Source organism: Brevundimonas sp. UBA5866 (genome assembly GCF_002432125.1).
GTDB lineage: Bacteria > Pseudomonadota > Alphaproteobacteria > Caulobacterales > Caulobacteraceae > Brevundimonas.
Map to the genome: position 1 here is coordinate 1 of NZ_DJFS01000034.1, position 24,616 is coordinate 24,616.

25 protein-coding genes, 1 pseudogene and 1 riboswitch are annotated in these 24,616 nt (G+C 63.1%); of the genes and pseudogenes, 8 read left to right on the forward strand and 18 right to left on the reverse strand.

From position 1 onward, the window contains the following. Both B3H86_RS03945 and B3H86_RS03950 read left to right on the forward strand, forming a co-directional pair. Window positions 1-247 (forward strand): annotated as a pseudogene (locus B3H86_RS03945) (hypothetical protein); the annotation flags it as partial. A 2-nt stretch (window positions 248-249) separates the two neighbouring features. Continuing rightward, entirely contained in the window at window positions 250-765 is a 516-nt protein-coding gene (locus B3H86_RS03950) for a F0F1 ATP synthase subunit B (protein ID WP_292051304.1), read from the forward strand. 72 nt (window positions 766-837) lie between these two features. On the opposite strand, the gene B3H86_RS03955 is transcribed toward B3H86_RS03950, so the two are convergent. From B3H86_RS03955 to gcvT, 6 genes are all read right to left on the reverse strand, one after another. Beyond that, on the reverse strand, window positions 838-1,308 hold the full coding sequence (locus B3H86_RS03955; RefSeq protein ID WP_292051305.1) for a DUF6789 family protein: 471 nt from the start codon (window positions 1,306-1,308) through the stop codon (window positions 838-840). Window positions 1,309-1,482: 174 nt separating this feature from the next. Continuing rightward, window positions 1,483-1,932 carry a PGPGW domain-containing protein gene (locus tag B3H86_RS03960; protein WP_292051306.1) on the reverse strand — a complete coding sequence of 150 codons (450 nt, stop codon included), beginning with the start codon at window positions 1,930-1,932 and terminating at the stop codon, window positions 1,483-1,485. 201 nt (window positions 1,933-2,133) lie between these two features. Next, entirely contained in the window at window positions 2,134-3,702 is a 1,569-nt protein-coding gene (gene gcvPB, locus B3H86_RS03965; RefSeq protein ID WP_292051307.1) for an aminomethyl-transferring glycine dehydrogenase subunit GcvPB, read from the reverse strand. A 15-nt stretch (window positions 3,703-3,717) separates the two neighbouring features. Continuing rightward, window positions 3,718-5,061 (reverse strand): aminomethyl-transferring glycine dehydrogenase subunit GcvPA, encoded by a 1,344-nt coding sequence (gene gcvPA / locus B3H86_RS03970; RefSeq protein WP_292051308.1) that lies wholly within the window; start codon window positions 5,059-5,061, stop codon window positions 3,718-3,720. Window positions 5,062-5,151: 90 nt separating this feature from the next. Continuing rightward, window positions 5,152-5,517 (reverse strand): glycine cleavage system protein GcvH, encoded by a 366-nt coding sequence (gene gcvH, locus B3H86_RS03975; RefSeq protein ID WP_292051309.1) that lies wholly within the window; start codon window positions 5,515-5,517, stop codon window positions 5,152-5,154. A 12-nt stretch (window positions 5,518-5,529) separates the two neighbouring features. After that, window positions 5,530-6,645 (reverse strand): glycine cleavage system aminomethyltransferase GcvT, encoded by a 1,116-nt coding sequence (gcvT, locus tag B3H86_RS03980; RefSeq protein ID WP_292051310.1) that lies wholly within the window; start codon window positions 6,643-6,645, stop codon window positions 5,530-5,532. A gap of 169 nt (window positions 6,646-6,814) precedes the next feature. Further along, window positions 6,815-6,915: riboswitch (glycine riboswitch) on the reverse strand. 123 nt (window positions 6,916-7,038) lie between these two features. Here gcvT and B3H86_RS03985 point away from each other — a divergent pair. Together B3H86_RS03985 and pncA are read left to right on the forward strand one after the other, a co-directional pair. Beyond that, complete coding sequence (locus B3H86_RS03985; protein WP_292051311.1) at window positions 7,039-8,019, forward strand: class 1 fructose-bisphosphatase; 981 nt, start codon at window positions 7,039-7,041, stop codon at window positions 8,017-8,019. 4 nt (window positions 8,020-8,023) lie between these two features. Next, window positions 8,024-8,650 carry a bifunctional nicotinamidase/pyrazinamidase gene (gene pncA / locus B3H86_RS03990; RefSeq protein WP_292051312.1) on the forward strand — a complete coding sequence of 209 codons (627 nt, stop codon included), beginning with the start codon at window positions 8,024-8,026 and terminating at the stop codon, window positions 8,648-8,650. Window positions 8,651-8,657: 7 nt separating this feature from the next. Here pncA and B3H86_RS03995 read toward each other — a convergent pair whose 3' ends face one another. The 3 genes from B3H86_RS03995 to B3H86_RS04005 form a co-directional block, all read right to left on the reverse strand. Next, window positions 8,658-9,962: a Y-family DNA polymerase gene (locus tag B3H86_RS03995; protein WP_292051313.1), complete on the reverse strand. Its 1,305-nt coding sequence runs from the start codon at window positions 9,960-9,962 to the stop codon at window positions 8,658-8,660. 478 nt (window positions 9,963-10,440) lie between these two features. Next, window positions 10,441-11,481, reverse strand: coding sequence for an adenosine deaminase (locus tag B3H86_RS04000; RefSeq protein ID WP_292051314.1), 1,041 nt, complete (start codon window positions 11,479-11,481; stop codon window positions 10,441-10,443). Window positions 11,482-11,535: 54 nt separating this feature from the next. Next, window positions 11,536-12,006, reverse strand: a complete 471-nt coding sequence (locus B3H86_RS04005) for a hypothetical protein (protein ID WP_292051315.1) — start codon at window positions 12,004-12,006, stop codon at window positions 11,536-11,538. Window positions 12,007-12,274: 268 nt separating this feature from the next. Here B3H86_RS04005 and B3H86_RS04010 point away from each other — a divergent pair, with 268 nt between their 5' ends. After that, a complete protein-coding gene (locus tag B3H86_RS04010; protein ID WP_292051316.1) occupies window positions 12,275-12,481 on the forward strand; it encodes a hypothetical protein in 207 nt (68 codons plus the stop codon). 384 nt (window positions 12,482-12,865) lie between these two features. Here B3H86_RS04010 and argS read toward each other — a convergent pair whose 3' ends face one another. Further along, window positions 12,866-14,668 carry an arginine--tRNA ligase gene (gene argS / locus B3H86_RS04015; protein ID WP_292051317.1) on the reverse strand — a complete coding sequence of 601 codons (1,803 nt, stop codon included), beginning with the start codon at window positions 14,666-14,668 and terminating at the stop codon, window positions 12,866-12,868. A gap of 4 nt (window positions 14,669-14,672) precedes the next feature. Beyond that, window positions 14,673-15,305, reverse strand: a complete 633-nt coding sequence (locus tag B3H86_RS04020; protein WP_292051318.1) for a Tat pathway signal sequence domain protein — start codon at window positions 15,303-15,305, stop codon at window positions 14,673-14,675. 190 nt (window positions 15,306-15,495) lie between these two features. Between B3H86_RS04020 and ispH the strand changes: the two genes are divergently transcribed. Next, the gene (gene ispH, locus B3H86_RS04025; protein ID WP_292051319.1) at window positions 15,496-16,473 is read left to right on the forward strand and encodes a 4-hydroxy-3-methylbut-2-enyl diphosphate reductase; all 978 of its coding nucleotides are present in this window, start codon (window positions 15,496-15,498) and stop codon (window positions 16,471-16,473) included. A gap of 272 nt (window positions 16,474-16,745) precedes the next feature. Continuing rightward, window positions 16,746-17,198: a peptidase S1 gene (locus B3H86_RS04030; protein ID WP_292051320.1), complete on the forward strand. Its 453-nt coding sequence runs from the start codon at window positions 16,746-16,748 to the stop codon at window positions 17,196-17,198. Between the two features lie 77 nt (window positions 17,199-17,275). On the opposite strand, the gene B3H86_RS04035 is transcribed toward B3H86_RS04030, so the two are convergent. From B3H86_RS04035 to ileS, 5 genes are all read right to left on the reverse strand, one after another. Beyond that, on the reverse strand, window positions 17,276-17,629 hold the full coding sequence (locus B3H86_RS04035; RefSeq protein WP_292051321.1) for a hypothetical protein: 354 nt from the start codon (window positions 17,627-17,629) through the stop codon (window positions 17,276-17,278). A gap of 104 nt (window positions 17,630-17,733) precedes the next feature. Beyond that, window positions 17,734-18,489 carry a hypothetical protein gene (locus B3H86_RS04040; RefSeq protein ID WP_292051322.1) on the reverse strand — a complete coding sequence of 252 codons (756 nt, stop codon included), beginning with the start codon at window positions 18,487-18,489 and terminating at the stop codon, window positions 17,734-17,736. A 137-nt stretch (window positions 18,490-18,626) separates the two neighbouring features. Then, window positions 18,627-19,196 carry a DUF3035 domain-containing protein gene (locus B3H86_RS04045; RefSeq protein ID WP_292051323.1) on the reverse strand — a complete coding sequence of 190 codons (570 nt, stop codon included), beginning with the start codon at window positions 19,194-19,196 and terminating at the stop codon, window positions 18,627-18,629. 66 nt (window positions 19,197-19,262) lie between these two features. After that, on the reverse strand, window positions 19,263-19,787 hold the full coding sequence (lspA, locus tag B3H86_RS04050; protein ID WP_292051324.1) for a signal peptidase II: 525 nt from the start codon (window positions 19,785-19,787) through the stop codon (window positions 19,263-19,265). Between the two features lie 86 nt (window positions 19,788-19,873). Then, window positions 19,874-22,804 (reverse strand): isoleucine--tRNA ligase, encoded by a 2,931-nt coding sequence (gene ileS, locus B3H86_RS04055; RefSeq protein ID WP_292051325.1) that lies wholly within the window; start codon window positions 22,802-22,804, stop codon window positions 19,874-19,876. Window positions 22,805-23,130: 326 nt separating this feature from the next. On the opposite strand from ileS, the gene B3H86_RS04060 reads away from it, so the two are divergent. Beyond that, a complete protein-coding gene (locus tag B3H86_RS04060; RefSeq protein WP_292051326.1) occupies window positions 23,131-23,655 on the forward strand; it encodes a DUF3828 domain-containing protein in 525 nt (174 codons plus the stop codon). 21 nt (window positions 23,656-23,676) lie between these two features. Here B3H86_RS04060 and B3H86_RS04065 read toward each other — a convergent pair whose 3' ends face one another. Next, a complete protein-coding gene (locus B3H86_RS04065) occupies window positions 23,677-24,264 on the reverse strand; it encodes a cation transporter (protein ID WP_292051327.1) in 588 nt (195 codons plus the stop codon). An 87-nt stretch (window positions 24,265-24,351) separates the two neighbouring features. Beyond that, window positions 24,352-24,616: DUF6456 domain-containing protein (locus B3H86_RS04070; protein ID WP_292051328.1), on the reverse strand; the 265-nt coding region annotated here is incomplete at its 5' end.

The following is a 24,616-nucleotide window of genomic DNA, read 5'->3' on the forward strand; positions in this document are numbered from 1 at the left end:
CCGCGCCACCGCAGCCGCTGCGAAGGCCCGCGTCACCGAAGAATTCAATGCCCGTCTGGCTGCCGACGAAGCTGTCGTCAGCGCCCGCATCGCCGAGGCCGAGGCCAAGATCGCCGCGACCCGCGACGCGGCTATGGGCAATGTCACCACCATCGCTTCCGAAGCGACCAGCGCCATGCTGGAGCGCCTGACCGGCAAGGCCCCGACCACGGCCGAGCTGGAAGCTGCCATCAAGGGAGCTGCCTGATCATGCCCGCTTTTCTGACCGCCCACTTCTGGGACATCAGCAACCCTGAGTTCTGGGTTGGCGTCGGCCTTGTTATCTTCTTCGCCATCGTAATCCTCGCTGGCGTGCCGAAGCTGGTCGCTGCTGGCCTCGACGCCAAGGCCGCCAAGATCCAGGCCGATCTGGACGAAGCCGCCCGTCTGCGTGCCGAAGCCGAAGCCATGCTGGCCCAGATCCGCAAGGAAAAGGCCGAAGCCGAGGCCCAAGCTCAAGAGCTGCTCTCGACCGCCGAAGCCGAAGCCAAGCGCCTCGAAGCCGAAGCCAAGGCCCGCATCGAGGAATCGACCGCCCGCCGTCAGGAACTGGCCGAGCGCCGCATCGCCCAGGCCGAAGCCGAAGCGACCCGCGAAGTGAAGTCGGCCGCTGCCGATCTCGCCGCCAAGGCCGCCCACGAGATCCTTTCGGCCCGTATCGCCGGTGCCAAGTCGGATCCGGCTCTGGACGCGGCCATCGGCCAACTGGCTGGCAAGCTGAACTGAGTTTTCAGGATATCCTGAACGTCAAAAGGCCCCGCATTGCGGGGCCTTTTTTCTTGTCCCGGGAACAGCGCCCTAGTGGGCGGGGGCGGCACCTACGGGATGGGCATGCGCCTTCTCGCGCTTGAGGAGACGTTCAAAGGCCGCGCCGAGCACCGCACCATAGATGGCGTGCGTCGCCAGCATCCAGGCCATACCTTCAAAACCACCAGAGGGCAGGATTCTCTGACCCGGTACGATCATGGTCGCATAGATCATCAGAACCACCCATGCGCCGACGGCAAAGGTGATGCCTTTGGCCATCGGTACCTTGGTGGGCAGGCGGCCATAGAGCAGGCCAAAGGCCGTCCCCAGAACCACTACGCCGAACAGGATGTGAAGGACCCACCCTGCGGTGACATTCCCTGTCATCCCGAACATCTTGGCGACGATCATCGGGAATGGGGGAAACATTTTCAGGACGAACATATTGATGGCCTCGATGAGGCTCACCACCACTGTTGCGGAGATGCCCGCTACAATGCCGTTTTTTACGCGTGACATCATTAGTTCAGCGCCTCCCAACGCCAACTTCTCGAGACTACGCAAGACCTAGGGTAAGCTTTTTTTGGCCTTGTGTCGAAGAACGGCGTTCACATTAACGTGCGTAGGCGACGCGGGGCGCAGCAAAAAGCCCGCGACCCGAGGTGGCGGGCTTATGCGTTGCTATGGAAATCCGGCTTAGCCGCAGCGCGTGCGCGACGCAGCCTCGGCCCTTCTGGCGGCCCGCTTGATGCGCGAACGGCGCACGGCGCAGCGGATGCGGCGACGCAGTTTCGGCAGGGGACGACGACGGCGCGGACGGATCACCAGCTTTTCGACACGCAATGCCTGCTGCCAGAAAACCGGAGCGATTTCAGGGTTTTTGCGCATCAGGCGGCGGAAGGGATAGACCCAGTTGGGCTTGGCCTTCTGTGCCTTGATGAACTGACGTTTCGCCCAATAGGAGTTGCGCAGCACGATCACCAGACCCAGGGTGATGACCGGAATACCGCCCGGTCCGGGCAGGGGCGCAATGATGATCCCCACAAGAATGACCAGCACGCCAACAGCCATCAACGCCAGACGGCGAAGGCGGCGGTTCCCCTGACGCGGGGGCGGCGATACCAGCGGGGACAGTACCAGAGTCACGGGCGACACAGTCTCGAAAGCAGGCGACGGGGAGGTCGTCGGGGATGGAAGTGGGGTGTCCGGGGAGAATCGACAACCTGCTTGAACGAGATTGAAGGCTTTAAGGTGTCTGTTGGATGAACGCCGGTTTAGCTTTGCTGAAAAAGAAAACGCCGTGTCCCGAAAGACACGGCGTTTGGTCAGCTAAAGCTTGATCCGGACCTAGGCGGCCTGGTTGGAGCCTTCCGGTGCCACCCAGCGCAGCTTGGGCGAGCGGGCGGCCTTGGTTTCGTCCAGACGGCGCATCGGGGCGTGGAACGGCGCGCCCTTGAAGCGGTCGACGTCGCCCGCCTTGGCGGCCTGTGCCAACAGACGCATGGCTTCGATGAAGCGATCCAGCTCGGCCTTCGATTCCGTCTCGGTCGGCTCGATCAGCATGGCCCCGTGAACGACCAGCGGGAAATACATGGTCATCGGGTGGAAGCCCTCGTCGATCATCGCCTTGGCGAAGTCGAGCGTGGTGATGTCCGTACCCTTGAGCCATTCGTCGTCGAACAGGGCCTCGTGCATGCACGGCCCGTCCGGGAAGGCGGCGCTCATCAGGTCGGACAGGCGGGCCTTGATGTAGTTGGCGTTCAGCACGGCGTCCTCGGCCACCTGACGCAGGCCGTCAGAGCCGTGGGACATCATGTAGCTGAGGGCGCGCACATACATGCCCATCTGGCCCTGGAAGGCGCACAGACGGCCAAAGGTTTGGGCGGCCTCGTCCTCTTCACGCTCGACCAGTTTGAAGCCGTCACCGGTGTTCACGACCCACGGAGCCGGTGCGAACGGGGCCAGAGCTTCGGACAGCACGACCGGACCTGCGCCCGGACCGCCGCCGCCGTGCGGCGTCGAGAAGGTCTTGTGCAGGTTGATGTGCATGGCATCGACGCCCAGATCGCCCGGACGCACGCGACCGACGATGGCGTTGAAGTTGGCACCGTCGCAATAGAAATAGGCGCCTGCCTCGTGGGTCAGGCGGCTGATTTCCATGATGTCGCGCTCGAACAGGCCGCAGGTGTTCGGATTGGTGACCATGATGGCCGCCACGTCCGGACCCAGCTTGGAGGCGAGGTCAGCCACATCCACGCGGCCGTCGTCGGTCTGGGCGACCTCGACAACCGTATAGCCGACGAAGGCAGCGGTGGCAGGGTTGGTGCCGTGGGCCGAGGTCGGGACCAAAACCTTGCGGCGCTGCTCGTGCTCGCCCTTGGCTTCGTGGGCGGCGCGGATGGCCATCAGGCCGCACAGCTCGCCGTGGGCGCCGGCCTTGGGCGACAGGGCGACGGCGGGCATACCCGTCAGCGTGGTCAGCCAGTGCGACAGGCTGTCCATCAGCTCCAGCGCGCCCTGCACCGTCGATTGCGGTTGCAGCGGGTGGATGTCCGAGAAGCCCGCCAGGCGGGCCATCTTCTCGTTCAGGCGCGGGTTGTGCTTCATGGTGCACGAGCCCAGTGGATAGATGGCCAGATCGATGGCGTGGTTCTTCTGGCTCAGGCGCACATAGTGGCGCATGGCTTCCGGCTCGGACAGGCCCGGCAGGCCAATCGGATCGCGGCGGACCAGATCACCGAGGTCCGAGCCATCGGTCTTGGGCGTGGCGAGGTCCACGCCCGTCTTGCCCCAGCCTTCGCCTTCGAAGATCAGCGGCTCGTCTTGCAACAGGCCACGGCCACCGGTCAGGGTAGCGGGCTTGGCCTCGACAGTGTTCGGGGTGGTCGGGCGGCCGACGTTGTTCATGGTGCTCATGTCTTTGGCCCTTCCTTACGCGACTGCGGATTTGAGTGCGGTGGCCAGCGCTGGGATGTCGCTGTCCAGCGTGGTCTCGGTGGCGGCGACCAGCAGGACGTCGTCCATGCCGGCATCCGGTGCGAGGCGGCTGTAGGGGACACCGGCGAGGATGCCTTGGGCGGCCAGCGTCTCGACGACCTCGGCGGCGTTCTTCGGCAGCTTGACGGCGAACTCGTTGAAGAAGCGCGGGGTCAGGACCTCGACGCCATCGATGGCGGCCAGAGCGTCACGGGTGGCCAGCGCCTTCTCGTGGTTCAGCAGGGCCAGCTGGCGCAGGCCCGTCTCGCCCAGCAGGCTCATGTGGATGGTGAAGGCGAGGGTGCAGAGGCCCGAGTTGGTGCAGATGTTCGACGTCGCCTTGTCGCGGCGGATGTGCTGCTCGCGCGTCGAAAGCGTCAGCACGAAGCCACGACGGCCCTCGGCATCGACCGTCTCACCGCAATAGCGGCCCGGCGTCTGGCGCAGCAGTTTTTCGCGAGTGGCGAACAGGCCGACGTAGGGTCCGCCGAAGTTCAGCGCGTTGCCGATCGACTGGCCCTCGGCGGCGACGATGTCAGCCCCCATTTCGCCCGGCGACTTCAGCAGGCCCATCGACACGGCTTCTGTCACGACGACGACCAGCAGGGCGCCGTTGGCCTGTGCGGCCTCGGCGATCTTGGTGACGTCGGTGGCGGTGCCGAACACGTTCGGGGTCTGGACGACGACGCAGGCGGTGTCCGGACCGATCTGGGCGATGACGTCGGCCTCGGCATCGACTGCCGGAGCCAGAACCTGCGTTTCCACGCCCATCGCGTGGACCACGGTCTCGGTCGCACGGACATAGTGCGGGTGAACGCCGCCCGAGATGACAGCCTTGTTGCGGCGGGTGACGCGGGTGGCCATCAGCACGCCCTCGGCCATGGCGGTCGAGCCGTCATAGAGCGAGGCGTTTGCGACCGGCATACCCGTCAGGTTCGCGACCTGCGTCTGGAACTCATAGAGGTATTGCAGGGTGCCCTGCGCGATTTCCGGCTGATACGGCGTGTAGGAGGTCAGGAACTCCGAACGCTGGATGATGTGGTCAACCGTGGCCGGAACGTGGTGCTTGTAGGCACCCGCACCGCAGAAGAACGGAACCGAACCGGCGGTCTTGTTCTTGGCCGCCATCGCCGACAGGGCCCGCTCGACTTCCAGTTCGCCCGCCACGCGCGGCAGGTCCACAGGGCCGCTCAGGCGGGCCGCTTCCGGCACGTCCACAAAGAGGTCATCGATCGACTTCGCCCCGATCGCGGCCAGCATGGCCTCGCGATCATCGGCGGTCAGAGGGAGGTAACGCATGTTCGTTTCCGATCCATCCGGCATTCGGCCGGAGTATTGGGAAGGGTAAAAGAAACCCGCTCCGGTTGGACCGAAGCGGGCAGGGCAGTCTTAGAGGGTCGCGAGGAAGGCGTCGTAAGCCGCCTTGTCCATGAGGCCGTCCAGTTCCGAGGCGTCCGACACCTTGATCTTGGCGAACCAGCCTTCGCCTTCCGGCGAGGCGTTGACGGTTTCCGGCGCATCGGCGAGGGCACCGTTGGCTTCGACCACCTCGCCCGAGACGGGGGCGTAGACGTCCGACGCGGCCTTGACCGATTCAACCACGGCGAAGCTGTCGCCCTTGGTCACGGCCTTGCCGACTTCCGGCGTTTCGACGAACACGACGTCGCCGAGGGCTTCAGCCGCGTGGGCCGAAATGCCGACGGTGGCGATGTCGCCGTCCAGCGAGACCCATTCGTGATCCTTGGTGAATTTCATGGCTGATCCCTCTCAAGCCTTGGGTTTGCGGTAGTAACGGGTCGGTACGAACGGGCTGGCGACGACCTCGGCCGCGGCGGGTTTGCCGCGGACGATGACCTTCAGCTCGGTACCGATGTCGGTGTAGGCCGGCGGCACGAAGCCGATGGCGATCTTGTTGCCGGTCGAAGGCGAGGGGCCACCCGAGGTGACCACGCCGATGACGTTTCCGTCCTTGTCTGCGATCTCTGCACCCTCGCGGGCGGGCGCGCCTTCCTTGACGATCAGGTTCACGCGCTTGCGGGCCGGACCGTCGGCCAGTTCCTTCAGGATGCGCTCGGCACCCGGGAAGTCGGCGGCTTCCTTGCGCGACTTGGACAGGGCGAAGGTCAGGTCGGCTTCGACCGGAGAAACGGTGGCATCGAGGTCATGGCCGTGCAGCGGCAGGCCCGCTTCGAGGCGCAAGGAGTCGCGCGCGCCCAGACCGATCGGCTTCACCCGCTCGTCTTCCAGCAGCAGGTTCCATACCCGTTCGGCTTCGGAAGCGGGGATCGAAATTTCGAAACCGTCCTCGCCTGTATAGCCAGAGCGCGAAATATAGCAGTTTACCCCGAATACGTTCAGGCAGGTGACGTCCATAAAGGCCATTTCCGCCAGCGCCGGTTCGTGCTGGACCATGACATCGATGGCTTCCGGCCCCTGGATGGCCAGCAGGGCGCGGTCTTCCAGAACTTCCAGCTTGGCGTCGCCCTGCAGGTTGGCACGCAGGTGGGCGAAGTCGGCGTCCTTGTTGCCGGCGTTGACCACCACATAAAGACCGTCGTGGTCGGGCTTGCCCGCCATCAGGTCGTCCATGATGCCGCCGTCGTCGTTCAGCAGCAGGGAATATTTCTGTTTGTGATCCTTGAGGATCTTGTAGTCGCCGGGGACGAAACGCTCGAACTGCTCGATGGCGTCCTTGCCGGTGATCTTGGCCTGGCCCATGTGGGAGACGTCGAACAGACCGGCGTGCTCGCGGGTCCATTTATGCTCGGCCAGCACGCCTTCGTACTGGACCGGCATGTCATAGCCGCCAAAGCCGACCATGCGCGCACCGAGCGCACGGTGAGCCGCGTTCAGCGGGGTGGTTTTCAGGACTTCATCGCTCATGGGCGCACTCCGGAGTCGCGTTCTCACGGCAAAGGCTTGCCGTACGCGCCCCCGCTGTCCCTTAGGCCTGAGAGATTCCGATCGTCCCGCTCATGTGAGGGTGACAGGACGACCTTGCTCCTTCGGCGCGCCTTGGGGCCTCCACCCGTCAGCGACTTTCCAGCGTTTCAGTCCCCTCGCGGTCCTTTTGCCTGAGCGTTTCCGGGGCGGTTGCGCCTTCGGCTCCGGAGCAATGTTTCCCATTCCCCCGATCTCTCCCGCGAGAGCAAGCCGACCTAAGCCATCGACTCCGGTTCGAAGTCAAGCGCCGCCACACTTGCGGCATCAATGAACAGGCGTCATTGAGGGGTTTCATCCCCAGTCCCGAAGCTGATTTGGATTTAATAACCCATCATGACCGACGTCCGCACCGATCTGTCTGCCCATCTGTCTGCCTCTGGCGTGGACGGTGATCTGGCCGAACTGCTGCAGCGCATTGCCGCTTCGTGCGTGGATATCCGCAAGGTGGTGTCGGGCGGCGCGCTGGCGGGTGCGCTGGGTGCGTCCGGTGCCGTGAACGTGCAGGACGAAGAGCAGAAGAAGCTGGACGTCATCTCCAACGACATCCTGACCGACGCGCTTCTGGCCTCGCCGCTGGTGGCGGGCGTCGCGTCCGAGGAGATGGACAACAGCCAGCCCGCCAAACATTCGGGCGGTAAATTCCTCGTGCTGTTCGACCCGCTGGATGGCTCGTCCAACATCGACATCAACGCCCCTGTCGGCACCATCTTCTCGGTTCTGGCCGCGCCGGAAGGCGAGATCACCGACGCCGCCTTCATGCAGGACGGCCGCAAGCAGCTGGCCGCGGGCTATGTGCTGTACGGTGGCCAGACCATGCTGGTGCTGACGACGGGCAAGGGCGTTGCGGGCTTTACCCTGTCGCTGGACGGCCAGTGGCTGCTGACCCACCCCGAGATCAAGATCACGCCCGACACCAAGGAGTTCGCCATCAACATGTCGAACCAGCGCCACTGGGCCGAGGGCGTGCAGAAATACGTCGAGGGCTGCCTTCAGGGGGCCGAGGCCAGTCGCGGCAAGAATTTCAACATGCGCTGGGTCGCCGCAATGGTGGCGGACGTGCACCGCATCATGATGCGCGGCGGCGTGTTCCTCTATCCGTGGGACAAGCGCGAGCCGAACAAGCCGGGCAAGCTGCGCCTGATGTATGAAGGCAATCCGATGAGCTTCCTCGTCGAACAGGCGGGCGGCAAATCCACCACCGATGGCCGCAACGCCATCCTCGACGTTGTCCCTACCCAGCTGCACCAGCGCGTTCCGGTCATCCTCGGCTCCGCCAACGAGATCGACATCATCGCCGATACCTGCGGAGTGTAATCCGATGATCATCCCCGCCTTCGACGTGACCGAACGTGATGCCCTGATCGTGGTCGATCCGCAGAATGACTTCTGCGAGGGCGGGGCTTTGGCTGTTCAGGGTGGGGCAGGGCTCATGCCGCTGATCAATGACATCGCGGCGCGGTTCAAAACCGTGGTGGTGTCGCAGGACTGGCATACGCCGGACCAGATCAGCTTTGCCTCCAACCACGAGGGCGCGGTGCCCTTCACCCAGATCGAGGTGGCATACGGCCCGCAGATGCTGTGGCCCGACCACTGCGTTCAAGGATCACAGGGGGCGGACTTTCACGACGACGTTGCCCCTACCGTGCAGCGTGCGGCGGCCATCATCCGCAAGGGCGCGAACCCTGCCGTGGATAGCTACTCCGCCTTCTTCGAAAACGACCACAGGACCTCGACAGGTCTGTCGGGCCTGTTGCGCGGATTGGGGGTGGAGCGCGTTTTCATCTGCGGCCTGGCCTATGACTATTGCGTCCGCTTCACCGCCGAGGATGCCGTGCGCGAAGGCTTTGAGGCCGTGGTGATCGAACAGGCCACCCGCGCCATCGCCGTGGACACCGCACAGGCCGCGCGCGACAGCTTCGCGGCCCTTGGCATCACACAACTCTAGCGAACCCTCATTCCCAGAAATCGTGTTCCTCGGGGATGCGGTTGAAGGCGATCTTGGCTCCCATATACTCGGGCAGGTTGTTGCTGGGTCCGATGCTGACCGTATCCTTGCCATAGCGTTTGTTCAGGACATCCAGCGCCTTTGACAGCTTCAGTGACTTGGCGTTGCCGCCCTGATCTGGAGCGTCGTTGAACAGGTCCGGCGCATGCTCGCTTCGGAACTTCAACTCGTCGATATGGACGCCGACTGTATTGGGGCGGGCACGGCGCAGGACGGGGGCGACCTGGACCCATAATGTGTCCAGGGCTGCCAGCAGGGCAAAAGTGTCCTGTGTCGGCGGGATATGACAGTAGGTCGAGACGCGTTCACCGCGGCGCCGCTCAAAACGGTCCTTGCCTTCCAGTTCCAGAGTGAGGGCCAGTATCGATCCGGTCATGTCCATCCGTCGCAGGCGGGCCCCGCATTTGACCAGCAGGCGGCGCGCGACGGCGCGGCATTTGTCGGGCGTACGCATTTCCGATTGCAGGACATGGCTGTGGCCGATGCTGGCAGGCGGCTTTTCAGGCGGCGGTTCGACATGAAGACCGTGCAGGCCGCGCCATATCCGCTCGCCCTCGATGCTGTTCCACACATGGCGGGCCTGTTTGGCGCTCATGTTCCAAAGGTCGGCGGTGGTGTGGATGTCGGCATAGCGCAGGCGTTGCAGCATGCGTTTGCCGATACCGGGAAAGTCCGACAGCGGCAGCTTCAGCAGCGGACCGGGCAGTTCATGCATCCGCAGGATCGTCAGCCCGTCCGGTTTCTGCATGCCGCAGGCGGTCTTGGCCAGAAACCGGCTGGGGGCCAGCCCGACCGAGGAACGCAGGCATTCCCCCACATTGTCCCTGATGCCCTTCTGGATGCGTCTGGCCAATGCCACGGCATTGTCTTCGCGTCGCTGCGGCCCCATCAGTTCACACGAACATTCGTCGATGGAGCCGATCTTGTAGATGGGAATGTGCCGCTCGATCTCGGCCATGATCTGCTTGTGCAGCTTCACATAGACGTCGGGCCGCGCCTCGGCGATGATGATGTCGGGGCAAAGCTGGCGTGCCTCGCGCACACTGGTGCCGGTCCTGATGCCATAGGGGCGGCTCTCATAGCTGGCGGCGATGGCCCCCGAAAACTCGCTGGGCGCAGGGCGCACGATCACCGGCCGCCCGCGCCATTCGGGGTTCATCTGCTGCTCCGCACTGGCAAAGAAGGCGTTCAGATCAATGAACAGCCATCGCAACTGCGCGGGGTCACTCTCGCTCTCGGGCTTCTGCTCCATAACCAGAACATAACAGGAACAAATCCGCGAGTGGAGTCGCCCCAAAGGCGAGTCTCAGCCCATCCCTGTGGGGTGTTCTGTGGATAAATTTATGGGTAAGTTTGGCTCGGTCCTGTTCAAATTTAACACCGAAACCGCCTGACTAGGCGCGGTAGGGGCCCAGTTCACACCAGTACGGAACATCGTAACCGTGCTCTAAAAAGAAATCTCGAACGACGTGGCAGTTCTCTAGATTGTAGCTAGCCGTTTCATCAGCGTCGAAAGTGGCAATATGAACACGCGCTACTCCAGGAACTATAGAACCAACGGTAGAGTGTGTAAGTTCGATTCTCTTTGCTTGATGGGCTGCAGGAAGCCAAAGATATCAAGCCAACGATTGCAGTGAGACGCATACTTTTCTCCTTACCATTAGAGTGGGTTGGGGAAGCGTAGGCTACATAATAAAAAGCCCCGCCATTTCTGACGGGGCTTCGTAAGCTTAGTTCGCCGCGACGTAGGCGTCGATTTCGGCCAGATACTGGGCCTTCTTGTCGTCGGGCAGGAAGCTGCCTTCAAACGAGTTCTTGGCGATCTGGATGACCTGTTCGCGGGTCAGGCCGACGGCCTTGGCCAGCTGGATGTAGTTGTCGTTCACATAGCCGCCGAAATAGGACGGGTCGTCCGAGTTCAGGGTGACGTGCAGGCCCTTGGCCAGCATGGCGGGGATGGGGTGATCCTTCAGGTCCTTGACCACGCACAGCTTCAGGTTCGACAGCGGGCAGACGGTCAGGGTCATCTGCTCGGCGGCCAGACGCGCGACCAGTGTCTTGTCTTCCATCGAGCGGTTGCCGTGGTCCATGCGGTCGATCTTCAGCAGGTCCAGCGCCTCGTGCACATAGGCGGGCGGGCCTTCCTCGCCGGCGTGGGCGCAGATTTTCAGGCCCAGCTCGCGGCAGGCGGCAAACACACGCTCGAACTTCGACGGCGGGTGGCCGACTTCCGAGCTGTCGAGGCCGACGCCGATGAAACGGTCCAGATAGGGCTTGGCCATTTCGAGGGTGTCGAAGGCGGCGCTTTCCGGCAGGTGGCGCAGGAAGCTGAGGATCAGGCCGGAGGTGATGCCCAGCTCGCTCTCGGCGCGGTTCATGCCCGCGATGATGCCCTCGACGACGACTTCAAAGGCGACGCCACGGTCGGTGTGGGTCTGCGGGTCGAAGAATATCTCGGCGTGGCGCACATTATCGGCGGCCACACGCTTGAAATAGGCGAAGGTCAGGTCCTCGAAATCCTGACGGGTCAGCAGCACCTGCGCGCCCGCATAGTAGATGTCGAGGAAGTCCTGCAGGTTCGAGAAGTCATAGGCGGCGCGCACGGCCTCTACGCTGTCGTAGGGGATGGCGACATTGTTGCGCTTGGCCAGTTCGAACATCAGTTCAGGCTCAAGGCTGCCTTCGATGTGAAGGTGCAGCTCGGCCTTGGGCAGGCCGGCGATGAAGGCGTCGAGGCCGGATACAGAAACGGCGGGGAGGGTATCGGTCATCCCTGACATTTAACCCAACCCCGCCGCTCAATCTATCAGCCTAAGCTATGAGGCTCAGGTGTAGCTGATTTCCGAAATCTGCTTGGCTTCGTTGTGCAGGCCCATGGCGGTGGCCTGAGTGGTGTGGCCCGAGACGTTGTAGATCACGCCCAGAGCCTGAGCCTTCAGGAAGGAGCCGTCGATGAAGCGGGTCGATTGCGCCGAGGTTTCCCAGCCGAGGTGGGTGATGTCGCGGAAGGCGATCGTCTGGCCCTTATAGGTGACGATGCGGTCTGGATAGATGGTGATGGTGCGGTCGATCTTGTTCACGAACTTGATGAACACGAAGGCGTAGATCAGCAGGGCGATGAACAGCGGGAAGCCGAACGGGGTGCCGAACGCGCCAAGGACGAAGATGATCAAGGCTGGCAAAATGCCCATGACTGCCGGAAGGCCCGGAGCCAGACGCAGGCCGCGATAGGTGTACTGGAAGCCGCCATCTGCGGTCTGGGTGCGGGCATAGCCCGACTTGGGTGCACTCGACACTTGAAAATCCCCTTGTTTACAATTCCCCGGCAATGCAACCGAAGAGAACAAGCTTTGCCATTGGCGACACGTTTCAGCCAAGATTTAAAAGGGGTCTGGTGCAAAAAAGTATTTATGATCAGTAACCTATGGCTGTTTTGGGTTGCCGTGTTCAGCTTTGCGTTCAAGGCTGGACACTGTGGCTGACGGCATTGTCGCAGTGGGGAACGACAGCGTTAATCGCCCGTTTGCTTAGGTGTCGGGGGCATATCACACAGAGAGATGCCCAATGAATAATCCTCATTTTATCCGCCCGGGCATGACGGGTGACATGGACGCAACCGCCAAGACGATCGAGGACTGTGTCGTCGAGCCGAATGAAGGCGACGAAAAGGAAACCGAGGCCGCTCGTGAGGCCCGTAAGACTATTGATCCGATGAAGCTTGAAATCGATCAGGAAGCCGAAACCGATCATGACGGAAAACCGTCGCGTTGAGCGATCGATGAAAGGGCCGGATGAGATGATCATCCGGCCCTTGCTGTATGTGTACTGAAGGCGCGCGGTGAACAACTGCCGTACTCACGCATTATGGGCGCAAGGCAAAATGCCTTTGAGCATCTCCAGAAGGATGACCGATGACGCGTGAAGATATTTTGAAACCGCGACGCCCGTTCAAATCGGGTGCCAAGGTTGAGGCGGACGCAGCGCCTGTCGTTCCTGCGGAGACCGCGAGCTTTGATTCCGTCGCACCGCGTAGGACCTTTGGTCTGCGTCAAACGCGACCGACCATGCCGCTGAAACAATAGTGCAGTGGCTTAAACCAAAAGGGCCGGACGAGATGATCGTCCGGCCCTTTGTTTATGTGGCGAAAGCCGAGGCTTACATCCGTTCAGGCGTTTGGATGCCCAGCAGGCGGAGCGCCGTTTCCAGTTGCAGCAGGGCGGCAGCCGACAGGCCGAGGCGCGAGGCGCGGGTGGCCTCATGGCCCGGGGCCAGCACGGGGCAGGCGGCGTAGAATTTCGAGAAGCTCTGCGCCACGCGATAGGCGTGCTCGGCGATCAGGTGCGGCATGCGCTTGTCGTAGGCATCCGACACGGCGGAGCTGAACGCATCCAGCGTCAGGGCCAGATCGCGCTCGGCGGGCTCGGCAATGACGATTTCGCCCGCTTCGGCACCCTGATCGGCGGCCTTGCTCAGCAGGGATTTGATGCGGACGGCCTGATACAGCAGGTACGGGCCGGTCTTGCCCTCGAAACTGGTGAAGCGGTCGAGGTCAAAGACGTAGGAGGTGGTGCGCGCGTTCGACAGGTCGGCGAACTTCAGGGCGGCGATGGCTACCTTCTTACCAATATCGACGAACTGTTCAGCAGTTAGGTCTGCACCAAGCTTGGCTTCTAGAAGGCGTTCGTACGCCTTGTTAGTCGTCATCTCGATCAGATCGTGCAGCTTCAGTACGCCGCCCGCGCGGGTCTTGAACGGCTTGCCGTCCGTGCCGTTCATGGTGCCGAAGCCGAGGTGCTCCAGCGACTTCTCGGGCGCGTAACCGGCCAGATACGAGGCGCGGAAAACCTGCTCGAAGTGCTCGGCCTGACGCTCATCGACCACATAGAGGATCAGGTCGGGGCCGATCGACTTCTTGCGGTCCAGAATGGTGGCGAGGTCCGTCGTGCCATACATGGCCGAACCTTCCGACGAGATGACCAGCAGCGGCGGCGGCGAGGGAACTTGAACGACCGAACCGTCATCCAGCTTCTTCTTGCGGAACTCGCCTTCGCGGGCGACGTGCACGACCTGTGCGCCATTGTCCTCGACCAGAAGGTTCTTGGCCTTAAGGTCGGCGATCATTTCTTCCATGACCGGATCGGCGTCGGATTCGCCGTTCCACAGGTCGAAGGTCACGTCCAGAGCCGCGAACTCGCGGGTCAGGGCGGTGCGGCTGACGGCCACGAAATGCTGCCACAGGGCGCGGTAGCCAGCGCGGCCAGCCTGCAGCTCTGCGGTCGCCTTGCGGGCGCGGTCGCGGAAGGCGGGGTCTTCCTTGGCCTTGGCGGCGGCCTGCGGATACAGGCGCTCAAGGTCTTCCAGCGAGACAGGCGATTCAGACGGGAACGGGCCATCACCCTCGGCCATGAAGGCGTCGGCGATACCTTCGTCACCGCAGGCGGTGATGAGCAGGCCCATCTGGAAGCCCCAGTCGCCGAAGTGGGCATCGCCGATCACTTCGTCGCCACGGAAGCGGAAGATGCGCTTCAGGCTTTCACCGATGATGGAGGAGCGCAGGTGGCCGACGTGCATCGGCTTGGCCACGTTCGGGCCGCCGTAGTCGATCACGACCTTGCGGGCGGCATCCACGCCGGCGGCACCGGCCTTGTCGGCATCGGCAGCGACTTCGCGGGCGCGCTCCGACAGGGCGGCATCGGACAGCTTCATATTGATGAAGCCGGGGCCAGCGATCTCGACCGAGGCGAGGGCGGGGTGGCCTTCCAGACGCGCGGCGACCTTGGTGGCCAGATCGCGCGGGTTCATCTTCAACGCCTTGGCAGCGGCCAGCGCGCCATTGGACTGGAAGTCGGCCAGATCGGGACGGTCGGATGGGGTCACACGCGCGAGTGCGGCGTCCACGCCTTCGGCAGCGAAGGCGGTGGCGACCGCTTCGCTGAGAACAGTTTTAAGGTCGGTCATAAGCTTAGTTGGTTTGGCCTGCAGTCGGGCGGAAGCGGCTGCCCGAGCGGTTGAATTCCGCCTGCTCCGGAGAAATTTCGAAGCCGATCAGGATTTCGAAATGTCCGCCCGAAGTGGTGGCGTCGGCGCGGGGGATGACGATGGTGTGCGACGGCTCGGCGGTCGTACGGTCCTGACCGTTAAAGTTCACCGGCAGGTCGAAATATTCCTTGTCCAGTACGGCCGAGTTACGCTCGGTCACGGCTACCCAATAACGGTAGGTCTGGCCGTCGCCCTGTGCTGCCGGACCCTTGCCCAGCGAGAACAACAGGTTCATGTCGACGCGGATCGGATCGTTCTCACGGTATTGGCAGTCCGAGGACACCCCTTCGATCTCGCCGGTATAGCCGACGGTCGATGCCGACGGGCGCTGATAGTCGGTCATTTCGACATATCGGGCCGCATCATAGAGCACCTTCACATAGGGGCACGGACCGGCGTTTGCGCGTCGGGCCAGGGGCTGGAGGCGGAACTGGCGTTGCGGCTTGGCCTCGGCCTGGGCGTTTTGCCCGCGCTGGCGTTGCTGGGCATCGGCAGCGTTCGGCATCATCGTGGCGGCGATGGAGAAGGCAGCAAGGGCAGTCAGGACGCGACGCATCGGGTTCTTTCCAGCAATCCAAAGGAACGAGCGCAATCATACAGACGCGAAGTCTGAAAGAACACGCTGAGCGGTGATAGCGGCTAAAGCGAGGCGCGGCAAACGGCCAGTGCGTCTTGAGGGCCAACTAAGTTGATTTGAGCCTATGTCACAGTGGCGAAGCAGGGCGCAAACGACTAGGTTGCAGACTATGAACGCCCCTGTATCCGCTGTTGCCCCTTCGCTTGAAAAGCGCCCGCTGACTGTCCGCATGGCCACGCCGCGCGGCTTCTGTGCGGGGGTGGACCGCGCGATCCAGATCGTCGAGCGTGCCATCGAAAAATACGGCGCGCCCGTCTATGTGCGCCACGAGATCGTGCACAACCGCCATGTGGTGGACCGCCTGAAGGGTCTGGGCGCGGTGTTCGTCAAGGAACTGGACGAATGCCCTGATGACCGTCCGGTGGTGTTTTCGGCACACGGCGTACCCAAGTCGGTGCCCGAGGCGGCCAAGTCGCGCCAGATGCTGTACCTCGATGCCACCTGTCCGCTGGTGTCCAAGGTCCACGTCGAGGCCGAGCGCAACTTCAAACAGGACCGTCACATCATCCTGATCGGTCACGCAGGCCACCCCGAAGTGGTCGGCACGATGGGACAGCTGCCGCAGGGGGCCATCTCGCTGGTCGAGACGGTCGAGGACGCCGAAGCGTTCGAGCGTCCGGGCGATGTGCCTCTGGCCTATGCCACGCAGACCACGCTGTCGGTGGACGATACCTCCGAAATCCTTGCCGTGCTCAAGCGCCGCTTCCCCGAACTGCCGGACCCGCACAAGGAAGACATCTGCTACGCCACCACCAACCGTCAGGAAGCGGTGAAAAAGCTGGGCGACGGCTGCGATCTGGTGCTGGTGGTCGGGTCCAAGAACTCGTCCAACTCGGCGCGTCTGGTGGACGTGGCGCTGAAGGCCGGGGCCAAGGCCGCGCGTCTGGTCGATGATGCGGGCGATGTGGACTGGAGCTGGTTCGAGGGTGTGGATACCCTGGGCGTGACAGCGGGCGCTTCGGCCCCCGAGCCTCTGGTCGAAGGGCTGATCGAGGCCGTGCGCCAGCGTTTCGACGTCACCCTGACCGAGGATGACGGCGCGCGCGAAACCATCACCTTCAAACTACCGCGCGCGCTTCAGGACTAGCCTTCAGGCACGAACGGCAAGCGCGGCGGAACAGCCGGGCTTGGTGTTGGCGGTCATGCGACGCGCACCCCTCAGGGGCAGGGCTACGTCGTTCAGGTCGAAGGGATCGTTCGATAGGGCTGCGTCCGGCAGGGCGGTCCTACCCCCATATACATGGCGCAGACAGGGGGCGATGGCGGTTGATACAGCGCGGTCCAGGCCGGGCCATTGGGGCAGGGCCGTTTTGCTGTCGCAGCCGCGTTCGATAGCGGCTTCAACCTTTGGAGCTTCGCATGAAGAAGACCCTGATTGCTGCCGCCCTTGCCGTGATGGCTGCGGCCCCGGCCCTGGCCCAAGATGCCTCACAGGCACCGGTGTTCGGCCAAGCTACGCTGAGCGCGGGATTTGACGATGGCGCGCCGCTGCAACGCCGTTTCCGTGGCGGCGGCCCCAACGATGCGTCACGCCTGCCGGGCAATTGCACCGGCAATGTCGGCACCCCGCCCGATTTCCGCGTCAACTATACCGCCGGAAGCTATCCGCTGATTTTCCGCAGCGTGTCGAATGCCGATACGGCGCTGGTGATCAACGCTCCGGACGGGCGCTGGTACTGCGATGACGACAGCTTTGGCGATCTGGACGCGCAATACCGTTTCGACCGCCCGCAGAGCGGCGTCTATGATGTGTGGGTCGCCGTGGTGAACGGGCGCGAAGCCGACGCCACCCTGGTCGTGTCCGAACGCTGACCCGCCGCTAGGCCCGAAAACGAAAACGCCCCGGAGACTATCCGGGGCGTTTTTTCGTGACACAGGGTCTGGCGTCTTCAGGCCGTATATTGGGCCCAGACAGCGGCGGAATGGTCGTAAACGGCGGCGACATTTTCCGTAATGCGGACGGTGACATGGGTCTGGGTGGCGTGGTCGTAGCCGGTATATTCCCCGTCGGCTCCGGCCAGATGGATATGGCTGTTGCGACCGTGATCGAAGATGTCGGGAACGGCCCCCGAGAACTTTACCTTACGGTCCAGATCGATCGCATTCACCAGCGTTCCGGATGCACTGGCGGTCAGGTTCAGATGGCGGGCCGCCGCATGGTCATAAAGGCCGGTGACATTGCGCCCCGACGTATGGGCCAGACCGATGGCAGCGATGATGGCGCGAATGTCGGCGGGGATCATGCAAGCTCCGATACTCTGATCAACACAGCCAACAGCGATAGTCCGCTTGCCCCATGCGGGCAAAGAAAAAGGGCGCGGCGGTTATTCCGTCGCGCCCCTTGGTCCTAGATCTTGCCGTCTGGCTCGGTATCCAGGGTGTAATAGCTGTATTCGCTGCCGCGATACCATTCGTACTGCACGCGCTTGAAGCGCAGGCGGCGAAGAAGGTCACCGTTTGCCCGTTGGGCCTCGGCAATGTTGGAATTGCTGGCGAACATGCCGGCAATGAAGCGCACGGTCTTGGCCTGTCCCCCCTGAACCACCACCTCGACATTATGCTCCCATAGCGTGTTCGACATGATCTTGCCGAAGCGACGACGCATGGCAGGCAGAAGGCGCTGTTGGGTTGACGAGAGTTTTGAGCGCAGGCGCGCGTTCTTGTCGGTAATGCCCTTGTCGCCTTCGAACTCGGCGGCTTCCTTGATCGTCATCGAGGCGGCTTCAAACATGACCAGAGCCAGACGAATGTCCTCGCTGCCAGAAGTGTCGTTGATCTTCAACTCGTCCAGCAGGCGCAGGGAGTTGTCGAGCTGGTTGTTGAGCTTGGTGATCTTCTCCTGACGGTCCAGCTCGGCAACCGTATCCTTGGCCCGCTTGTACAGATCGGCCAGTTCGCCACCCTCGCGGATTTCGGTCGCATAGGTGTTTTGCAGTTCCAGGATGTCGCGCGCCAGATGGGTCGGGCTGCGGGTGCTAATGGATTTTTCGACGCTGGCGATAAAAGTCTCACGCTGGAGACGCAGATCTTCTTCGCTGGGTCCGGGGTTGGCGCAGGCGGCCAGGGTCAGGCTTAGGCAAGCCAGCAAAAGTGTACGCTTCAAAAGAGCCCCCTCTAGATACTGCTGCGCTTCTATGAGGGAAGTTACGTAAATTCAATGACTTGACTGTGAATTTGGGCGCAAAAAAGGCGCGGCACCCGTGGGGCCGCGCCTTTGTTTTCTGTCGCCTGTGGTGGGTCTTAGAGGCCCGGCAGCTTAAAGCGGCGGCTGTCCTGACGCGGGACGATGGTGATGCCTTCGCGGCCGCCGGTTAGGGCTTGCAGGCGGGCGTGCTCGCTGTTGGCGTCAACCGTGCGTGCGCCGTCCGAACCCTGAATGGTGGTTGCGGTCTGCGAAGCCGGATCGTTCTTGCGCCAGAACATGATGCGGTTGGCCCAGCTTTCTTCCTTGTGGGCCAGATCGCCGAACTCGTCGTCGATGACATAACGGGCCAGCGGGTCGGCACGGTCGCCACCGGCGTTGGCCACCAGAACCTGTTCACCCGGCGTGCGGGTGACGGCCTGACGCTGACCCAGAAGGATCTGGCGTGCTGCCGATTCGGGGGTCAGCTCCTGCGGGCGCGGTGCGCCCGGGTTCGGCGGGGTCAGACCGTATTCAGGCGGTACCACCAGCGGGGCCGAGGCCACGGTGACAAACTCGTCAGGCGTGACCTTGGTCAGGCCAACGCCCTGTCTGATCGAGTTACAGGCACCGAGCGACAGCACGGCGGCGCTGGCAACGGTCACGGTAAGGGCAGTACGAATTCGCATTTTAGGCTCGGCTCCGGTCGGCGCGCCCCTTCGGGCACTGCTCGGGTCGAATAGGAAGAAGGTTGATTACGACTTTTCGTGGGCGACGCCAACCTTGGAACGACGTTCCGAGAGGAAGGAATCGAGGATCAGAAGCATGACACCGACGGTAATTCCACTGTCGGCAATGTTGAAAATCCAAGGGAAGACGCCCGTTCCCGAAAAATCGAGGAAATCGACAACGCCGCCGAAACGGATGCGGTCGATCACATTTCCGACCGCTCCACCGATAACCAGGCCGATGGCGCAGGCCAGAAGGCGACGGTTGGCTTTCAGGGCCCAGACCGCCAATGCCACCGCCACGATCACGGAGAAGGCGCTGAGTATCCAGCGGGCTTCGCCGCCGCCGAACATGCCGAAGCTGACGCCGGTGTTCAGGACGAAGGTCAGGTTGAAGACAGGCGGCAGAACCTCGGCGATGCGGAAACCGTCCAGCAGGGGCGTGGGCGGTCCGGGCATGGCCGACAGGATCATGGCCTTGCTGATCTGGTCAGCGACAATGATGAAAAGCGCCAGACCATAGGCGGCCCAGCCGAGACGAGTGATCTTCATGTGCCTTCGCTATCAGGAACTTGGGGCAGGGGGGAGATGAAAAAACGCCCCGTCGTTTCCGGCGGGGCGTTTTCTCTCGCTCAGGTTCAGGCCTTCAGGCTGTCCAGATAGCGGACGGCGTCGGCGTCACGGGCCGACAGGTCCGGATATTCGGGGTCGGAACCCACGTCCGGCACCTTGCGCCACGAGCGGGCGCATTTCGGATAGTGGGCGGTCTTGATGACGGCGGTGATCTCGGCACCCTCGACCAGTTCTGCGCCCGAGGTACGGAACACCTCGGCGGCGTCCAGACCCTCATAGGCGGCCAGCAGGTCGGCCGGGGCGGTGACCGTCGGCCATGCGTCCAGAGCGCCACCGATGACCTTGTCGCGGCGGGCCGCTTCGAGGGCTTCGTTGACCACTTCCATGACCTTCTGGACCTTGGCCCAGCGGGCGGCCTCAGCCTCGTTCTGCCATTCGGCCGGAGCCTGCGGCAGGATGCGGGCCGAGTTGGCACCGGCTTCGGCTTCGGGGAAGCGCGAGGACCACGCCTCGTCCATGGTGAACGGGGTGATCGGCGACAGCCATGCGGTCAGGCGGGCAAAGACTTCGTCCATGACGGTACGCACGGCGCGGCGCTTGAGGCTGTCCGGACGGTCGCAATACAGGCTGTCCTTGCGGACGTCGAAGTACAGCGACGACAGGTCGCCGGTGCAGAACTCGATCACCGGACGGACCACGTCCTGGAAGCGGTATTCCTCGAACGCCTTCTTAACGTGGGCGTCCAGTTCCCACAGGCGGTGCAGGATGTACTGTTCCAGCGGCGGGAACTGCGAGTAGTCGGTGATGCGCTCGTCTTCGGTGAAGCCCGCGACGGCACCCAGCAGGTAGCGCACGGTGTTGCGTAGCTTGCGATAGGCATCAACCGTAGTCTGCAGGATCTGTTTGCCGATGCGCTGGTCTTCCGAATAGTCGACCATCGCCACCCACAGACGCAGGATGTCGGCACCCGACTCCTTGATGACGGTCGCAGGGTCAACGGTGTTGCCCTTGGACTTCGACATCTTCTCACCCTTCTCGTCGAGGGTGAAACCGTGGGTCAGGACGGCATCATACGGCGCACGGCCACGCGAGCCGCAGCCTTCCAGCAGCGACGACTGGAACCAGCCGCGGTGCTGGTCCGAACCTTCGAGATAGAGGTTCGCGGGCCAGTGCGACGGGCGGTCGCCGGTATAGCCGTGGGCCGGATCGCGGGCTTCCAGCGTGAAGGCGTGGGTCGAGCCGGAATCGAACCAGACATCGAGGATGTCGGTGATCTTTTCGTACTGGGCCGGATTGTGGTTGCCGAGGAACTGTTCGTCCGGTGCGGTGAACCACACGTCCGCGCCGCCTTCGGCAACGGCGGCGACGATGCGGGCATCGACTTCCGGATCGATCAGCGGCTGGCCGGTGGTCTTGTCCACATACATGGCCAGCGGGGTGCCCCATGCGCGCTGACGGCTGATCAGCCAGTCCGGGCGGCCTTCGACCATCGAGCGGATGCGGTTCTTGCCCGCCGCCGGGTGGAAGGCGGTGTTGTCCAGAGCGGTCAGGGCACGCTCGCGCAGGGTGTTGCCGTCGGCCAGTTCCTCATCCATGCGGATGAACCACTGCGGAGTATTGCGGAAGATGACCGGGGCCTTGGAACGCCACGAGTGCGGGTATGAGTGCTCGACGCGGCCACGGGCCAGGAGGTTGCCCGCCTCGATCAGTTTTTCCATCACCGCGCCATTGGCGGGGCCGAACTTGCCGGTCTTCTTGCCTTCGGTTTCCAGAACCTTCAGGCCCGCGAACAGCGGCACGTGCGGGTAGTATGCACCGTCCGGATCGACGGTGTCCGGCACATCGCGGTGGCCGTGGGCCAGCCAGACGGCATAGTCGTCGGCACCGTGGCCGGGGGCGGTGTGGACAAAGCCCGTACCGGCATCGTCCGTCACGTGGTCGCCCGATAGCAGCGGCACCGAGAAGCCATAGCCGCTGTCCAGTTCCGACAGCGGGTGGGCGCATTCCAGACCCGACGGGTCGATGTCATAGATACGGGTGAACTCGGCCACCTTGGCGGCCTTGAACACGTCACCGGCCAGCTTGTCGGCGATGATGAAGCGGTCGCCGGCCTTGGCCCACGGCTCGAACTCCAGACCCTCTTCCATCGCGACGACCTCATACAGGCCGTACTTGATCTCGGGGCCGTAGGAGATGGCGCGGTTGGCCGGAATGGTCCACGGGGTGGTGGTCCAGATCACGATCGACGGCGTCTGGTTGCGGAAGGCCAGCAGATCGTCCGGATGGCTGTCCGACATGCCGGTGACGGGGAATTTCACCCAGATCGTCGGCGAGACGTGGTCGTGATACTCGACCTCGGCATCAGCCAGAGCGGTGCGCTCGACCGGCGACCACATCACCGGCTTGGAGCCGCGATAGAGCTGGCCCGAGTTCTTGAAGCGGTGGAATTCGCCCACGATGGCGGCCTCGGACTTGAAGTCCATGGTGGCATAGCGGTTGGCGAAGTCGCCCGTGATGCCAAGACGCAGGAACTGGTCGCGCTGCAGGTCGATGAACTTGCCCGCATATTCACGGCAGGCGGTGCGGAACTCTTCCTTCGAGACCTCGTCCTTGCGGCGGCCCTTCTTGCGGTATTCCTCTTCGATCTTCCACTCGATCGGCAGGCCGTGGCAGTCCCAGCCCGGCACGTAATCGACATCCTTGCCCATCAGGAACTGAGAGCGGACGACGAAGTCCTTCAGCGTCTTGTTCAGGGCGTGGCCGATGTGGATGTCGCCGTTGGCATAGGGCGGGCCGTCGTGCAGCACGAACAGCGGTGCGCCCTCGGCCTGACGCTTGGCGCGCAGGGTGCCGTACAGGTCGCCCCACTTTTCGAGGATTTCCGGCTCCTTCTTCGGCAGACCGCCGCGCATCGGGAAGTCGGTTTCCGGCAGGAAGACGGTGTCGCGGTAATCGCGGCCAGCGGTCTCGGTCGTGGTGTTGTCGGCGTCGGACATGGATTGTCTTTTTCGTCTAAGCGCACGGCATCCCGATCAGGGGATGCGAATAATGTGTGGCAGTTTAGCGTGAAGTGAGGCTCGCGCCCAAGGCGCAGTGCATCAAGGCGTTCGGATATGTCGATCCCGGCGCGCGCGGGGCGGTTCCGCCCCAGTCTCCAAGATAGGGCTTGGAGCGCTACGCCGGGCGGCTAATCGAAATCGTGCGTGTCACGCAAAAGGTCATGCGGGCGATGTAGCAAGAGCGGCGGCATCAGGCCAGACCCGACTTGCCGCCAATCCGCGCCGGAGTAGTCTGTCGGCGAGGGAGAACAGGGAGGATCGCTATGAAGCTTTATCTGTCGGGGGCGCTGTTGGCCTTGGCTCTGGGAGCGGCGGCCTGTTCGCAGCCTGCCGAGCCGGAAGCGCCGCCTGCGCCCAAGCTGGTCGGGCGCGAGGCGGCCAAGGCGGCGGGCGAGGTTTCGCCGGAAGCCTTCGTGCGTGCCCTGTATGAGGTTTATCAGAACCCGCCCGCCGAGCCTGTGGCACCGGGGCGGGACGATCTGATGCAGCGCAGCTTGAACGCCATGATCTTTTATGACTGGCGCAACGCCCGCGACGCCGGAAGAAAGCCCTACCTGCAGAACGATCCGGTCTGTGACTGCACGGGCGGGGAGGTGGTGCTGAAATCGGTGAAGATCACCGAGGGCGAGCGCAACTATGCCGACGCCGATGTGGTGTTCACCGTTGACGGCACCGAGAAGTCGCAGCTCGTCAAACTGGAAAAGGAAGGCGGCCGCTGGAAGGTGCTGGACATCGTCAAGCCGGGTGAAAAGCCGCTGACCGAACAGCTCACTGCCGTGATCGGCTGACGGGGCAGACGGAGGCTGGCGTCAATCCCCCGCTTCGCGCACGGATCCGAGGATATCCAGACCGCCTTTCAAGGCGATGGCGGCAACGATGATACCCACCACCAGATCCGGCCATGACTGGTTCAGCCACATGACCAGACCGCCTGCGACCAGAATGCCGCCGTTGGAGGCAAAGTCGTTGAAGCTGAAGGTTTCGGCGGCGCGCATGTTCACGTCGTCGCTCTTCTGGCGGCGGATCAGCTCCAGACAGACCAGATTGATGACACCCGCCACCAGCGCCAGAACTATCATGGTCCAGCCGCCCGGATCGCTGCCGTAGATGAAGCGGCGAACCGCATCGATCAGCACCATCGCCGCCACGATCAACAGCATGATACCGGATGCCCGCGCGGCACGTTTTTTCCACACGATGGCGCGGCCCACAGCCAGAAAGCTGAGCAGATAGACGACGGCATCGGATGCATTGTCCACCGCATTGGCCAACAGGGCGCTGGAATTGGCCATCAGCCCCCCGATGCCCAGCACCACAAACAGGCCGAAATTCAACACCAGTACCGTCAGCAGGACCCGTTTCTGGATGTGGTCGGTATTGGAATGTGAGCCGCTCATTCAAAGTGTTCCGGAATGGATTCCAAAACAGCTAAGCGCCCGCCGCCGTGTTTGGCTGCGCGGCGGCGGGTCAAAAATAGTTATGGATCACGGGCGGTAGCCATAGTGGACGGCCAAGGCCTGCAGGCCTTGCTTCAGCACCGTCTTGCCCTGACGGCGCCGCAGCGACAGTTCCTGTTCGGCCAGCTGCAGGGATGATCCCCGCACGCAGACCTGTTCCAGCATAGGGCGAAGGTGCGGGCCGGCGGCGCTCAAAGCGGCCTCGACACGGGCCGATGCACCGATGGCGCGGTCCGACGGCTCGATACGGGCCGGGGCGGCTCCCGACTGGCTGCGTGGCAGTCCATCCCAG